At 72.4% G+C, this 14,673-nt stretch carries 14 protein-coding genes; 4 read left to right on the forward strand and 10 right to left on the reverse strand.

Translation table 11 applies throughout. The features are described from left to right. Positions 1-206: 206 nt before the first annotated feature. The gene (locus O7615_RS09415; protein ID WP_278176988.1) at positions 207-1,382 is read left to right on the forward strand and encodes an SAM-dependent methyltransferase; all 1,176 of its coding nucleotides are present in this window, start codon (positions 207-209) and stop codon (positions 1,380-1,382) included. A gap of 118 nt (positions 1,383-1,500) precedes the next feature. Further along, complete coding sequence (locus O7615_RS09420) at positions 1,501-1,950, forward strand: helix-turn-helix transcriptional regulator (protein WP_278176989.1); 450 nt, start codon at positions 1,501-1,503, stop codon at positions 1,948-1,950. Positions 1,951-1,980: 30 nt separating this feature from the next. Here O7615_RS09420 and O7615_RS09425 read toward each other — a convergent pair whose 3' ends face one another. Both O7615_RS09425 and O7615_RS09430 read right to left on the reverse strand, forming a co-directional pair. After that, positions 1,981-2,985: a hypothetical protein gene (locus O7615_RS09425; RefSeq protein WP_278176990.1), complete on the reverse strand. Its 1,005-nt coding sequence runs from the start codon at positions 2,983-2,985 to the stop codon at positions 1,981-1,983. A gap of 228 nt (positions 2,986-3,213) precedes the next feature. Beyond that, the gene (locus O7615_RS09430) at positions 3,214-5,448 is read right to left on the reverse strand and encodes a DEAD/DEAH box helicase (RefSeq protein WP_278176991.1); all 2,235 of its coding nucleotides are present in this window, start codon (positions 5,446-5,448) and stop codon (positions 3,214-3,216) included. Between the two features lie 190 nt (positions 5,449-5,638). Here O7615_RS09430 and O7615_RS09435 point away from each other — a divergent pair, with 190 nt between their 5' ends. Then, on the forward strand, positions 5,639-6,427 hold the full coding sequence (locus O7615_RS09435; protein ID WP_278176992.1) for a hypothetical protein: 789 nt from the start codon (positions 5,639-5,641) through the stop codon (positions 6,425-6,427). Between the two features lie 54 nt (positions 6,428-6,481). On the opposite strand, the gene O7615_RS09440 is transcribed toward O7615_RS09435, so the two are convergent. The 7 genes from O7615_RS09440 to O7615_RS09470 all read right to left on the reverse strand — a co-directional run bounded on the left by O7615_RS09440 (position 6,482) and on the right by O7615_RS09470 (position 12,541). After that, positions 6,482-7,228: an SDR family NAD(P)-dependent oxidoreductase gene (locus O7615_RS09440; protein WP_278176993.1), complete on the reverse strand. Its 747-nt coding sequence runs from the start codon at positions 7,226-7,228 to the stop codon at positions 6,482-6,484. An 85-nt stretch (positions 7,229-7,313) separates the two neighbouring features. Next, positions 7,314-8,444 carry a branched-chain amino acid ABC transporter permease gene (locus O7615_RS09445; RefSeq protein WP_278176994.1) on the reverse strand — a complete coding sequence of 377 codons (1,131 nt, stop codon included), beginning with the start codon at positions 8,442-8,444 and terminating at the stop codon, positions 7,314-7,316. Further along, positions 8,441-9,331 (reverse strand): branched-chain amino acid ABC transporter permease, encoded by an 891-nt coding sequence (locus tag O7615_RS09450; RefSeq protein ID WP_278176995.1) that lies wholly within the window; start codon positions 9,329-9,331, stop codon positions 8,441-8,443. Before O7615_RS09450 ends, O7615_RS09445 begins: the two co-directional genes overlap by 4 nt. Further along, on the reverse strand, positions 9,331-10,059 hold the full coding sequence (locus O7615_RS09455) for an ABC transporter ATP-binding protein (RefSeq protein ID WP_278176998.1): 729 nt from the start codon (positions 10,057-10,059) through the stop codon (positions 9,331-9,333). Before O7615_RS09455 ends, O7615_RS09450 begins: the two co-directional genes overlap by 1 nt. After that, complete coding sequence (locus tag O7615_RS09460) at positions 10,056-10,799, reverse strand: ABC transporter ATP-binding protein (protein ID WP_278177000.1); 744 nt, start codon at positions 10,797-10,799, stop codon at positions 10,056-10,058. Before O7615_RS09460 ends, O7615_RS09455 begins: the two co-directional genes overlap by 4 nt. Before the next feature lie 7 nt (positions 10,800-10,806). Then, a complete protein-coding gene (locus tag O7615_RS09465; protein WP_278177001.1) occupies positions 10,807-12,012 on the reverse strand; it encodes a substrate-binding domain-containing protein in 1,206 nt (401 codons plus the stop codon). Positions 12,013-12,286: 274 nt separating this feature from the next. Beyond that, positions 12,287-12,541 carry a hypothetical protein gene (locus O7615_RS09470; RefSeq protein WP_278177003.1) on the reverse strand — a complete coding sequence of 85 codons (255 nt, stop codon included), beginning with the start codon at positions 12,539-12,541 and terminating at the stop codon, positions 12,287-12,289. 360 nt (positions 12,542-12,901) lie between these two features. On the opposite strand from O7615_RS09470, the gene O7615_RS09475 reads away from it, so the two are divergent. Continuing rightward, positions 12,902-13,132, forward strand: a complete 231-nt coding sequence (locus O7615_RS09475) for a winged helix-turn-helix domain-containing protein (protein ID WP_278177005.1) — start codon at positions 12,902-12,904, stop codon at positions 13,130-13,132. Between the two features lie 306 nt (positions 13,133-13,438). Here the strand turns inward: O7615_RS09475 and O7615_RS09480 are convergent, their stop codons facing one another. Then, the gene (locus O7615_RS09480) at positions 13,439-14,563 is read right to left on the reverse strand and encodes a glycerophosphodiester phosphodiesterase (protein WP_278177007.1); all 1,125 of its coding nucleotides are present in this window, start codon (positions 14,561-14,563) and stop codon (positions 13,439-13,441) included. Between the last annotated feature and the right edge of the window lie 110 nt (positions 14,564-14,673).

Consider the following 14,673-nt stretch of genomic DNA (forward strand, 5'->3'; position numbering starts at 1 on the left):
GGGCCGGTTCGCGCCGCCCGGGCGGCACCCCACCTGCCCGACCCGCGCCAGCTCGGCGGCCCGGCGAGGGCCCGGCGACGCTTCCGTGCCGATACCGGTTCCCGTGCCACCAGCTCGGCGCCACGGCGGCCCGGCGGGGAGCCCGGCGGCGCTTCCGTGCCGATGCCGGTTCCCGTGCCGTCCGATCACCCGTGGAAGATTGAGCGATGCCCGAACCGTTGGACTCCGCCTTGGCCGAGGTCCGCTCGCTGCTGCTCGGCCCCGCGCTGACCCGGGCCGTGGCGGCCGGTCGGCGGCGCGGCCAGCGCCCCTCCGTGCTCCGGGCCGAGCTGCGGCCGGTCGCCCTCAAGGCGGGCCACCGGCTGCAGATCTCCACCTCCGACGGCGCCCGGCCGTACACCCGCAACGTCAGCCCCGGGCCGGAGGCGGACGCGGCGGTGGCGGCGCTGCTGGCCGAACCGTTCGGGAACTGGCACGTGGAGACCGCCGACACGACCCTGCAACTGCGGGTCACCAAGTCGGGCGAGGCTCAGGTGCACCGCACGACGGCGGCCCGGCCGGCCGCTGCGGCGACGGCAGCCGGACACGACCGGGCCAAGGAGTATCTGCTCGACCCCGGCGACCCGATCTTCGCCGAGATCGGTGGCTCGGCGGCGAAGCGGCGACAGGTCGACGCCTTCCTGCGGGCGCTGAGCGCCACGCTCCCCGCCGGGCTGGCCGAGGAGTGGGGCCGCCCGCTGCGCGTGGTCGACCTGGGCTGTGGCAACGCGTACCTGACCTTCGCCGCGTACCGCTATCTTTCCCGGCTCGGCCTCGACGTCGAGCTGGTCGGCGTGGACGTACGGGACGACCAGCGCCGCCGCAACAGCGAGCTGGCCGCGCGGCTCGGCTGGGCCGACCGGGTGCGTTTCGTCGCCGGCACCATCGCCGACACGGCCGTCGAGCCGGCCCCCGACCTGGTGCTCGCGCTGCACGCCTGCGACACCGCCACCGACGAGGCACTCGCCCGGGCGGTGCACTGGAAGGCGCGTTGGGTGCTCGCCGCGCCGTGCTGCCACCACGACATCGCCGGGCAGCTGCGTAGCCGGCCGACCCCGGCGCCGTACGAGATGCTGACCCGGCAGGGCATCCTGCGGGAGCGCTTCGCGGACGTCCTCACCGACGCGCTGCGGGCCGGGCTGCTGCGGCTGCACGGCTACCGGGCCGAGGTGGTCGAGTTCGTCGACTCCGCGCACACCCCCCGCAACCTGCTCATCCGCGCCCGGCGCACGGAGGCCGACCCGACCGCCGCCCAGCGCACGGAGTATCGGGACCTGGTGGCGCAGTGGCGGATCACACCCCGGCTGGAAACCCTGCTCGCACAGCTGCCACCAGCCGCGTAGCGGATTCGGTTTCCGCCACCGTGATCGCCTCGTCGATCAGTCAACTGTTTGGCACCCTTCCCGTACTACTCTCGAAGAACGCACCGTCGGGTGCCGGTCGGGAGGGAAGACCCACCGGATGGGTTCGGCAGAGGTTTCGCCGCAGATGGCGTTCGCACGCTTCGTGCGCCGTGCCATCGACGACGCCCGGGAGGAACGCGGGTGGACGGTCACCGACCTGGCCGCCCACACCGGCGTGGGCCGCTCGACCGTCTTCCGCTGGCTCGCCGGCGACTGGCAGGACTACCCCGAACTGGCCAAGGTCCGCGGCTTCTGTGCCGCGCTCGACCTGCCGGTGGCGGCGGCCTTCCGCGCGCTCGGCCTGCCGGACGCCGGCCAGGGATCGTGGCGGCGGGGCGACGACGGTCCGGTGGAGGCCGACGTGCGGGTGATCCTGCAACGCCTGGCGGATCCGGCCGTGCCGGTCGAGGAGAAGCACCACATCCGGGACCTGCTGCGGTACCTTGCCCGCCGGCCGATCCGCCGCCCCACCGACTCCACCGCCGCGCCGATCCGCCGGACCGGCTGAGCCGACAGCGCCCCCTACGCCCTCCCCGCCCTACGGCACGGAGACCGTGAACTCGGCCGTGCGCACCTCACCGCCGGTGGCGAAGTCCAGGTAGAGGCGGTACCGCCCCGGCCCCGGCGTGGTCAGCCAGAACTGGATCGCGCCGCCGACCAGCTCCGCCTCCGGGTGCACGTGCAGGTAGCCGAGGTCACCCTCGCGCAGCGCGACCAGGTGCCCGTACGCGCCGAGGTAACGCGCCAGCACCGGGCTGGTGCCTTCCGGGCCGGTGACCCGGAAGCTCACCGGCACGGTCAACCCAGGCTGAGGGCTGCCCTGGTATGCGACGGTGAACCCGTCGACCGTGGTGGTGGTCGCCGGCGCGGGGAGGGCGCGAGGGGTGTAGTCGCCGGGGGCGACCAGGTCCACGCCGAGCGTCGTCGCCGTCTGCCGGCCATCGTCGGCGAGGGCCGTGAAGTCGGCGTACGCCCGCCAGATGCCGGGCTGCGGCAGCGTGAGCGGCACCGACCAGGTGCCGTCCGCCGCCATGGTCGGGTGCAGGTGCTGGTAGCCGGTCATATCCCGGCGCACCACGATCACGTGCATCGGCTTGTCGTGCACCACCGCGAACCGGGTGACCGCCCGACGCTGCCCGTCGCGGATCTGGAAGCGCAGCTCACCGGGCTGCCCGGCGGTGAACTCGGCGGCGAGCGGGGCCAGCGTGTAGCCGTCGCGGCTGACCGCCAGACCACCGGCCTCGGCGGCCGCGGCCTGGTCGGCGCCGTGCGAGTGCGCGCCGACACCGGCGGCGTGGGTGTGGTCGGTCAACGCGCTGTCCGCCCCACCCGGGGCGGTCGCGGCGCGACCGTCGCCGATCCGGCCCAGCCCGAACCCGAGCAGCACGGCCAGCACCAGCCCGCCGACCACCAGGGCCAGCCGCAGCGTGGCCCGGTCCGGCGTCGCCGACACCACAGCGGGATCCACAGCGACCTCCGCCGACGGCCGATCGACAACCCGCACCGACCCGAGCGCGGGTGCGTCGGGTTCCTGGTCAGCCATGCTGCCCACCGTACCGCCGCCCGCCCCGCCCCCTCGCCCACACCACCCAACCCCACCCCCGCCCCGACCCAGCCCACGATCTTGCACTTTGTGTCGCCGTGATGAGGCATTCGCCCGTTACGTACCGACAGAAAGTGCAAGATCGCCGGGGCGGGTGGGGGGTGGGGGGTGGGGGTGGGGGTGGGGGTGGGGGCGGGGTGGGGGTGGGGTTAGGGCCGGGGGGTGGGGTTAGGCGGCGAGGGCTAGGGCTAGGGCTAGGGGGAGGACGGCGGGGGCGCCGGTGCGGCGGAGTTGGCGGGCGGCCATGGTCATGGTCCAGCCGGTGTCGACCAGGTCGTCGACGAGGAGCACCGGGCCGGTCAGGGCGGTGAGGGCGTCGGCGAGTTCCCCGGGAATGGTGAGGGTGCCGTGCAGGGCGCGTACCCGCTGGGCGCTGTTGCCCCGCGACCCGCCCGCGCCCGGCCCGCCGTTGCCCGGTGCGCGGGTCGAGGTCACCCGGCCCAGCAGTGGGAGCCGCCCGACGGCGGCGATCCGCTCGGCCAGCGAGCCGACCAGCACCGGGTGGGTGCGGGAGTCGACCGCGACCACTCCGGCCGGGCGGCTCGGCCAGGGGTCGTCCCCGTGCGCCCATGCCTTGAGCACCTCGACGACGGCGGCCACCACGTCGTCGGGGACCTCGCCGTCCGGCGTGCCCGGCCCGACCAGGCCGCGCAGCCGGCCACCCCAGCCGAGGTCCGACAGCCGACCGACGGCACGCCCCGGCAGCGCCTGCTCCGCCGGGGCGATGCGCCCCTTCAGGGGTACGCCGACCGAATCCAGCCCGGTCGGCCAGAGCTTCTTGGGCGCGATCCGCACGCCGGGGCGGCCGAGGAAGGTCTGCGCGGCGGTCAGCGCGGCCGCCGACACCTCCGGCGTGAACAGCGCGTCGGCGCACCGGTCACACCGGCCGCAGTCGACCGCCTCCGCGTCGTCCAGGCACTCGCGCAGGTAGCGCATCCGGCAGCCGGTCGTCGACGCGTACTCGATCATCGCCTGCTGCTCGGCGGCGCGGGCGGCGGCGACGCGGCGCAACCGGGCCTCGTCGTAGACCCACGGCTCGCCGGTGGCGAGCCAGCCGCCGCGCACCCGGCGGACCGCGCCGTCGACGTCGAGCACCTTGAGCATCAGCTCCAACCGGGCCCGGCGGAGGTCGACCAGGGGCTCCAGGGCCTGCGTCGACAGCGGCCGGTCGGTGTGCAGGGCGGCGAGCACCGCGCGGACCTGGTGCTCGGGCGGGAAGGCCAGCGAGGCGAAGTACCGCCAGATGGCGGCGTCCTCGGCGCCGGGCAGCAGCAGGACCTCAGCGTGTTCGACGGCCCGACCGGCCCGGCCGACCTGCTGGTAGTACGCGATCGGCGACGGTGGCGCGCCGAGGTGCACCACGAAGCCGAGGTCCGGTTTGTCGAAGCCCATCCCGAGCGCGCTGGTGGCGACCAGTGCCTTGATCTTGTTGTCGAGCAGGTCCTGCTCCGCCGCGCGGCGGTCGGCGTCCTCGGCCTGCCCGGTGTACGCGGCCACCGACCAGCCGCGCGAGCGGAGGAAATCGGCGGTCTCGGTCGCGGCGGCGACGGTCAGCGTGTAGATGATGCCCGAGCCGGGGAGCCGGTCCAGGTGGTCGGCGAGCCAGCCGAGCCGGTGGGCCGGGCTCGGCAGGTCGAGTACGCCCAGCCGCAGCGACTCCCGGTCCAGACTGCCCCGCAGCACCAGCACCTCCGGTCGCTGCCCGGCCGCCGCGGTCAGCTCGGTGCCCAGTTGCTCGGCCACGTCCCGGGTGACCCGGGCGTTGGCGGTGGCGGTCGTCGCGAGCACCGGCGTCCGCTCGGGCAGGTTGCCAAGGAAGGTACGCAGCCGCCGGTAGTCCGGCCGGAAGTCGTGCCCCCAGTCCGACACGCAGTGCGCCTCGTCGACCACCAGCAAGCCGGTGGTCGCGGCGAGCCTCGGCAGCACGCCGTCCCGGAAGTCCGGATTGTTCAACCGTTCCGGGCTGATCAGCAGCACGTCCACCGTGCCGGCGTGGATCTCGGCGGTGATCTCGTCCCACTCCTCCAGGTTGGCCGAGTTGATGGTCCGGGCCCGGATGCCGGCCCGCGCCGCCGCCTCGACCTGGTTGCGCATCAGCGCCAGCAGCGGAGAGACGATCACCGTCGGCCCGGCCGGACCGGCTCCGCCATCCCCGGCGGTGACCGGCGGGCCGGCGGCGGGTGAGCCGGGTGCTGTGGGACGGTCGCGCAGCAGCGCGGTGGCCACGAAGTAGACCGCCGACTTGCCCCACCCGGTGCGTTGCACGCAGAGCACCCGCCGCCGGTCCACCACCAGCGCCTCGATCGCCCGCCACTGGTCCTCGCGGAGCCGGGCACCCTCGCCGGCCAGCCGCCGCAGCACCGCCTCGGCCCGCTGCCGGACCGCCGTCCGTTCCTGGCTCATCCGACGTTTCTACCAGCGTCGCCCGCCCGGCGACTCCCGGCACCGTCCCCGGCCGCGCGGCGACCGTGACCGGGCTCAGGCCCGCGACCGCGCGACGCCAGCGATCGATGGGTCGTACGCGACCGCGCCGCGCCACCGGTGGCCGGGCACCTGACATACGATTCGGGTCGATCCGCGGAAGAGAGACGAGATGACTCAGCGAACCGGCACCACCGCCATGACCCGGCGGGTGGCGGCCAGCGCGGTCGCCCTGCTGGCCGCGACCCTGGTCGCCGCCTGCGACGACAAGGACCCGGCGGCCTCCCCGCCCGACCCCAAGCAGCAGTTGCTGGCGTCGGTGCCGGGCGAGCAGGACCCGGCGTTCCGCTTCACCACCCGCGACACCTCCGGCGACGTCTCGGGCGTGGTCGACCCGGCGAACCGGGGCATGGACATCGACACCGTCACCAAGGACAAGGACTTCACCCTGGAGATGTCCTTCCGGATGGTCGAGTCGCGCACCTGGATGAAGGTGAACTTCAAGGGCGCCCAGAACATCCAGAAGCTGATGAAGCTGCCCACCAGATGGATGGAACTGGACCCGACGAAGATCGAGGGTGCCGACTCCCTGCCCACGTACGAGGGCACCGACCCGGGCAACGTCGAGGCGATCGTCCGCGCGGCCACGGACGTCCAGGCCGGCGAGGCCGGCACGTACACCGGCCTGGTCGACCTGGCCACGGAACCGGAGCTGGTGGACATCCTGGAGGGCCTGGCCGCCCTCGACGGGGAGGCCGCGCAGATCCCGTTCACCGCCGTGGTCGACCCGGAGGGCAACCTCTCCTCGCTCATCCTGGACATTCCGGCGGCCGGCAAGCAGAAGGCGTCGCAGTACGTCGTGGAGTACTTCGACTTCGGTGCCGCCCCGGAGGTCGTCGCGTTCACCGAGGACGCGGCGCAACAGGCACCGAAGGCGGCGTACGACCTGCTCAACGGCTGACGCTGACGCGACACCGACACCGACACCGACGCAGCGCTGAGGTCGACGGGGCGGTCAGCGGCCGAGCACCGAACCGCCGTTCACGCCGAGGACCTGCCCGGTGACATAGCCGGCGGCGGGACTGGCCAGGTAGCGCACCGCCTCGGCGACGTCGTCCGGCACCCCGGCCCGCCCGACCAACGTCTGGGCCACCCGCCGGGCGTGACCTTCCGGGGTCATCCGGTCGCCGAAGAATTCCGTCTCGGCGACGTAGCCGGGGCTCACCACGTTGACCGTGATCTGCTCGGACCCGAGTTGGGCCGCCAGATCGTACGCCCAGCCGTGCAACGCCGCCTTCGCGGCCGAGTAGGGCCCACCGCCGCCGCGCTGGGCGGCGATGGAGCTGACCAGGATCACCCGCCCGCCTGGGCGCCGCAGCACCGGCAGTAGCGCCTCGGTCAGCAACACCGCGGTGAGCACGTTGGCGTCCAGGTTGGCCCGCCACTGCGCGGCGACCCCGGCCAGCGTGCCGTCGTCGCCGCCGAGGTAGCCGCCGGCGTTGTTGACCAGCACGTCGACCGGCCGACCGCCGACCGCCTCGACGACCCGCCCGACCTGCTCCGGATCGGCGAGATCCGCCGTCACGGCCCGGATCGCGTCCGGCCGGCCGGTGTCGGCCCCGATCCGCTCGACCGTCGCCGCGAGCACGTCCGCCCGCCGTCCGACGACGAGCACCGAACATCCCTCCGCGACCAGCGCCCGCGCCACGGCCGCCCCGATCCCCGTACCCCCACCACTGACCACGCCCCACCGCTCACCCACGACCCGCACCCCTCCCGCCGTCGTCTTCCAGCGATCATGAGGTTAGCGGGGCGACACGCCGTTGGGCGCCCCGCCAACCTCATGATCAACCCTGTCGGCGGGGGCCGAGGCGCAGGGAGTTGCGGAGCAGGGTGAGGCGGGGGGCGAGGCTGGCCAGGCCACCGGGGAAGAAGTAGACGGCCAGGATGAAGACGGTGCCGAGGACGAAGAGCGGCTGGGACAGCGGCCGGCTGAGGAACGCCGGCAGCGCGTCCACCGCGTCGGAGGTGCCGAAGGAGACCAGGCGGTGGTCCAGGTAGACGTAGAGGATGCCGCCGAGGACCGGGCCCCAGCGCGTACCCGGGCCGCCGAGCACCACCATCACCAGCAGCGACAGGGTCAGCTCACTGCTGGTGATGTGCGGCGAGGCACCGCCGACGATCAGGCAGTAGACCACCCCGCCGCCCGCCGCGAGGCCGCCGGCCAGGGTGAAGGCGACCAGCTTGAAGCGGTACGGGTCCAACCCGAGCACCCCGATGCGCCGCTCGTCGTCGCGCAGGCCGGCCAGCACCCGCCCGGTCGGCGAGCCGCTGACCCGGTGCACCACGAACACCACCACCACGAGGTACGCCAGCGCCAGCCAGTACAGGTTGACCGTGTTGCTCACCCCGACCAGCGCGTCGGGCACCCCGGAGACGTCGAGCGGCAGCCCCTCCTCGCCCCCGGTTAGCCCACCGAAGTCGCGGGCCACCAGGATCGCACCGACCTGGGCGAAGGCCAGCGTCACCATGGCGAAGGCGATGCCGACCGTACGCAGCGCCACCGCGCCGATCAGCCCGGCGAGGGTGGCCCCGCCGATGATGGCCAGCGGCGCCGCCTGCCACAGCGGCAGCCCGGCCCGGGTGACCAGGATGTCCGTGCCGTACACCCCGGCGGCGAAGTAGAGGGCGTGCCCGAAGGAGAGCATCCCGGTACGCCCGAACAGCAGGTCGTAGCCGGCCGCCAGGCCGCCGAAGACCAGGCAGACGGCGAGCAGTTGCAGGGTGCCCGGCTCGTTCAGCGCACCCTCGAAGATGCCCGGCAGGTGCAGCGTCGAGTACGGCAGGATCAGCGCCACCGCCAGCACGGCCAGCGGCACGAAGGGGCGGATCCGGTGCAGCCGCCCGTCGCCCGGCGTCAGCTCGTCGGGTACCGCCGCCGGCGGCGCCGGCACCTCGGGACTCTTGACCTCGGTCATGCCGTAGCCACCTTTCCGGCGATGCCCTGCGGGCGCAGCAGCAGCACCACGGCCAGCAGCGCCACCACGCAGATGTCACCCAGCCCGGAGGTGCCGTAGTAGTTCACGAACTGTTGCAGCAGCCCGACCGCGACGGCCGCGTACGCGGAGCCGACCACCGAACCCATTCCACCGATCACCACCACGATGAACGCGAAGATCAGCAGCGAGCCGCCCTGCTGGGGCGAGACGGTGCCGAAGTAGACGCTGCCCAGCGCGCCGGCCAGCGCCGCCGCCGCCCCACCGATGGCGAAGACCAGGGTGAACGCCTTGCGTACGTCGATGCCGAGCGCGGTGACCATCTCCCGGTTCTCCACCCCGGCCCGGATGATCAGGCCGTACCGGGTCCAGCGGAGGAAGGCCAGGATCGCGGCGAGCACCAGCACCGCCGCGACGATCAGCAGCAGTCCGCCGTTGGGCACCTGCGCGCCGAGGATCGAGGTCACCTGGCGGGTCCACTCCGGGCGCGGGAACGGCCGCGCGTCCGCACCCCAGGTGGCCTGCAACAGCGCCACGCCCGCGAGCGAGAGACCCACGGTGACCAGCACCTGCTCGATGGTGCGGGAGTAGAGCGGGCGGATCAGCACCAGCTCGACCAGCACCGCCATCAGCGTGCCGGCCGCCACCCCGAAGGCGACGGCGACGACGAACCCGAGGCCGTCGGGCCCGGCGCCGGGCAGATTCCCCGCCGCCCACCAGGTGGCGTACGCCCCGACGCCGAGGAAGAGGCCGTGCGCGAAGTTGAGCACGTCGGCCAGACCGAAGACCAGCGAGAGGCCGGAGGCGACCAGGAAGTAGAGCGCCGCCAGACCGAGCCCGGTCAACGTCAGCAGGATGACCGCGTCCATCAGTGGTGCACCTCCGCCGAGCCGACACCGAGCAGCGACTTGGTCAGCGCGGTCTCCAGCAGCAACTCCTGGGCGTCACCGGTCCAGGCCACCTTGCCGGCGGCGAGCACCACCGCGTCCCGGGCCAGCCGCCGCACCACGGCCAGGTTCTGCTCCACCAGCAGCACCGGCACGGACTCCGCCACCCGGTCCAGCACCTCGGCCACCTCGGTCACCACCTTCGGCGCCAACCCCTTGGTCGGCTCGTCGACCAGCAGCAGCCGGTTGTCGTTGAGCAGCACCCGGCCGATGGAGAGCATCTGCTGCTGCCCGCCGGACAGTGAGCCGGCCCGCTGCCGGGAGCGCCGGTCCAACTCCGGAAAGAGCGCGAACACCCGGTCGTACGCCGGGATGGTGCCGCGCCGCTCGGCGAGCCGCAGGTTCTCCGCGACGGTGAGGCCGGCGAAGACGCACCGGTCCTCCGGCACGTAGCCGAGCCCGCCGCGGACCAGGCGGTGGGTCTGCTGGGACAGCAGCGTCTGGGCGCCCATCCGGACCGTGCCGCGCGCCTCGCCGTTGCGGGGGGTCAGCCCGACGATGGCGCGCAGCGTGGTGGTCTTGCCGACGCCGTTGCGGCCGAGCAGCACGGTGACGCCGGTCGGGGCCACCGTGAACGACACGCCCTGGAGGATGTGCAGCCCGGCGATCCGCACCGACAGATCCTCGACCACGAGTACCGGTTCGGTCATAGCGCCTCCCCCAGGTAGGCCTCTTGCACGGTCGGGTTGGCCATCACCGTCTCCGGGGTGTCGCAGGCCAGCAGCGCGCCGTGGTGCATCACGGCGATCCGGTCGGCCAGTTCCAGGATCACGTCCATGTGGTGCTCGACCATCAGCACCGCCCGGCCGCTGTCGCCGGTCAGCGACCGGATCACCTGGACCAGTTCGGGCACGTCCTCGGCGCTGACCCCGGCCATCGGCTCGTCGAGCAGCATCACCCGGGGCTCACCGGCGAGCAGCAGGGCGATCTCCAGCTTGCGTTTCTCGCCGTGGGCGAGGGTGCCGGCCAGCGCCGTACCCCGGTGGGCCAGGCCCACCCGGTCGAGCGCCGCGTCGGCGGCGGCGGCGACCTCCCGGTCGGCCGCCGCCCGCCGCCACAGCTTCATCGAACCCCCGCGGTACGCCTGCACGGCGAGCCGGACGTTCTCCCGCACGCTCAGCGAGCCGAAGACCGAGGACGCCTGGAAGGTACGGCCCAGCCCGAGGCGGGCCCGCCGGTGCGGCGGCAGGGACGAGATGTCCTGCCCGTCCAGGGTGACCCGGCCCTCGGTGGCCCGGCGCAGGCCGGTGATCAGGTTGAACAGCGAGGTCTTGCCGGCGCCGTTGGGCCCGATCACGCCGAGGAACTCCCCGGGTGCCAGGTCGAGGTAGACGGAGTCGACGATGGCGACCTCACCGATCCGCCAGGTCAGACCGCGGGTGGCGAGCATTCTTGCCTCAGCCCTTCATCGCCTGGACCGGCGGCGCGGTCTCCTCACCGGTGAGCGCCTTCGCGGCGGTCGCGGTGAAGCTGTCGCCGCTGCCGGTCAGGCTCGCCTGGTACATCGGCTGGAGCAGGGCGTGGTCCTCGGCGCGGATGGTCGTGGTGCCCTTCACACCCTCGAAGCTCCAGCCCTCCAGCGCGGTGACCATCTTCTCGACGTCGTCGCCACCCTCGGCCACGGCGCGGACCACCATCTGCGCGGCGGCGAAACCGTCCGGGTGGAACAGGTCGAGCGTGCCGCCGGGGATCTTCGCCTTCGCGGCCTTGGCCGCCTCGGTGTCGCTGGCCCCGTCGAAGTAGTGCGACAGGAAGGAGATCTTGGTGCCGGCCGCGCCGAAGGTGGGCCAGGAGGCCCGGATGTCCAGGCCGGTGACGACGGTGGTGGAAGTGAGCACGCCCTGCTGGTCGAGGGTCTGCCACATCGCCGGTGCGGTGGTGCCGGCCCAGGCGACGAAGAGCAGGTCCGGCTTGGCGGACTTGATCTGGCTGGCGAACGGGGTGAACTCCGTGGCGCTGGCCGGGGCCCGGACGGCACTCACGGTCGCGCCGGCCCCGCCGATGACCTCCTTGACGGCCGCCTCGTTGGCGTCGCCGAAGGCGCCGTCCTGGGCGAAGACCACGACCTTCTTGCCGGCCGGGTCTCCGATGAACGACCGGGCGGTCACCACGTCCTGGTACGACTGCCGGCCCGAACGGAACGTGTACTTGTTCGCCCCGGTCACCGCGTCGGTGGCGGCCGGCCCGGAGATGAACAGGACCTTGTTCTGGGCGGCGATCGGGGCCACCTGCAACGCCACGCCCGAGGCCGTCGAACCGGCGATGATCTTGTTGCCCTTGCCGATCAGGTCCTTGGCCGCGGAGACCGCCTTCGCCGGGTCGCCAGCGTCGTCGACCTCGGTGATCTCGATGGCCCGGTCGCCCACCTTGTTGGTGCCGTCGGTGGCGAAGTCCAGGCCGGCCCTGAACCCTTCGATGTACTGCTTTCCGTAACTGGCCAGCGCTCCCGACTGGGAGTAGACCAGACCAACCTTCACCGGTGCGGCGCTGTCGCCGCTGCCGTTGGCGGTGTCCTGGGGGCTGCCACAGGCCGTGGCGGCGATCGCCGCGGCCATCATCGTGGCGGCGGACAGGAACACCCGCCGTGTCGTCCGGACCGTCATTGCGACTCCACGTGAGGACTCAGAGGAAGGAAACCTTATGTGTCGGCTCACGCTAGAAGTGACGTCACCCACGGGCTATGTGGCGGAAACACACAAGTAACAGGGTCGGGGTGGCCCACCGTTACAGCCTCGACGACCCGGCAGTGACGGCCCGGCCGGGCGATAGGCAGCACTCCCACGACGCCCCGCCATCATGTGTCGCCCACCCCCACGGTCCGCCCTCACGGTCCGCCCCGCCACGAGGCCCGCGCCAGATGGAGAGATGATCGCATGATCACGCTCGATCCGTTCGCTGGCAGGGTTCGTCGTGGTCGTGCGGCCGGACGCAGCGACCGCCGCCGTCGAGGGGCTGGTCGCAGAACACCCAGTGGCGTACGCACTGCATGTCCTCGGTCGAGACGGTCGTTCCGGCCGCCTCGATGTTGCGGAAGAAGCTCAACGCACGGGTGATCGTCCGGGCGAACCGCTGTGCGGCGGCCACATCCCTGACCCGCACCGGCAGGTGCACCACGAAACGACCGGCGCTCACCGCCGCGCCCCCGGTGCGAACCGGGCCCGTCGACACGCACTCGGCCGGAACAGGTTGAGCAGGTTACGCACGAGTCCTCCTCGTCGCCATGTCACCTGGAGACGGCCCGGTCGACGGAAGGGGGAGCGCCGACCGGGCCGCCGACTCCAGGACCGCAGCCTTCCTTTGGCGGTACGACCCCAGAGCCCTCTTTCGAGCCCGACCCCCGAGGCTTGCCGAACCAACCGGAGCCGGACAAGCGTCAACCTACACCAGTATCTAGCTATGGTCGACCCTGAGTTGCGCGGCATTCCAACTTGTTGCAGTTACTTGTGTAGGTAGGGCAGGATCGGAGTCGCCGAACCAACCGGAGTCTTCGCCATGCCCACAGCGCCAGCGCCCTACAAAGTCATCGCCAACGACTTCGCCGCAAAGATCAAGAGCGGCGAGTTGAAGCCCGGCGACAAGCTGCCGTCCACCAGCCAGATCGCCGATATGTACAACGTCAGCGTGAACACCGCCTACCGGGCAATGTCGCTCCTGCACGACCGCGAGCTGATCACCGGCCAACCCGGCCGCGGCACCTTCGTCGCCGACCAGCCCGGCCGATAAGCCAGCCAACTTTCCTGGGCTCGCTACACCCGTTCGCGCCATGCAAAGGCGCGATCTGACCGGTAGATGGAGCCCCACCACAGCGCACCGGTGACAAAACGTCCCGGCCGGGTTCATGATCCGCGCAACTTCCCTGATACTGCTGCCTCAGCCGGAGTTGAGGCAGCAGTATCCCTGAAACTGCGCGGATCTTGCGCCCTCTTCGCGCCTGCGCAGCGTCCCGAAGAGACCGGGTGACTTGGACAGTTGCCGTTAGCGCGGAACTCGCGGAACGGCAACCATCCAAGATCGCGTAGCGGGCGGGCGTTAGCGGCGGGGGAGGGCGGAGCGGGCGGCGACGGCGGTGTCGGGGTGGTCGGTGAAGACGCCGTCGAGGCCGAGGCGGTAGAACAGCTCGTACTCGGCCTGGATGTCACCGCGGGCGTTCGGGTCGGTGCCGATGCGGAAGTCCACCGGCAGGAACTGGTTCTCCGCCCGGAAGGTCCAGGCGTGCACGATCAGCTTCTCCCGGTGCGCGTCCCGGACCAGGGTCGTCGGGGCGAGCAGCTTGCCGGTCGCGTCGCGCGGCACGATCAGGTTCTTGTTGGCGCCGATCCCGTCGGCGTAGCGGGCGATCCACTTCAGGCCGGCGGGAGTGGCCAGGTCGGCGTAGGTGCGGGCGTCGCCGGAGACGGTGAAGTCGTACGGGCGGCCGGAGGCGTCGAGCAGTTGGGCCAGCCGTACGTCGATCATGCGATCCAGCCGCCGCAGGTTGGCGGTCTCGAAGGACTGGACGATGACCGGTGAGTTCCGCTTCGTCCACCCGTTGCGGCGCAGCACCTGGACCAGCGGCTCCTCCAGCGGCAGCCCGATCGAGGCGAAGTACGTCGGGTGCTTGGTCTCCGGGTACACGCCGATGACCCGGCCACGTGCCTTCCCCTCGACCCGGGCCAGGTCGATCACCTCCTGGAAGGTGGGCACCAGGAACTGCCCGTCGAAGGCGGTGTTGGTCACCCGCACCTGCGGCAGCCGCTCCTTGGCGCGCAGCGTCCGCAGCTCGGCGAGGGTGAAGTCCTCGGTGAACCAGCCGGTCACCGACACGCCGTCGATGGTCCTGGTGGTGCGGCGGTCGGCGAACTCGGGCCGGGCCGCCACATCGGTCGTACCGCTGATCTCGTTCTCGTGCCGGGCGACCAGCACGCCGTCGGCGGTGGCGACCAGGTCCGGCTCGATGTAGTCGGCGCCCATCCGGATGGCCAGCCGGTAGGCTTCCAGGGTGTGCTCCGGCCGGTAGCCGCTGGCGCCCCGGTGGCCGATCACGATGGGTTGGTCGCCCACCCGGGCCGGGTCCGCGTCGCCCGCCGGCTTTGCCGAGGCGACCATCGTGGGCGTTGCCACGGCGGCGGCGAGCAGGGCCACCGACACGCCGAGGACGGAAAGGGTACGTCGCAACGCGGTCTCCTTCTCGTGGGGAACCGGCCCAGCAGACCCTGTCCTCCTGACCGCCAGTTGGTCCGCACCTGACCACCCGGTGAATCCTCGGGATTCCGATTTCAGCACCC

The organism is Micromonospora sp. WMMD1082, assembly GCF_029626175.1.
Taxonomy (GTDB): Bacteria; Actinomycetota; Actinomycetes; order Mycobacteriales; family Micromonosporaceae; genus Micromonospora.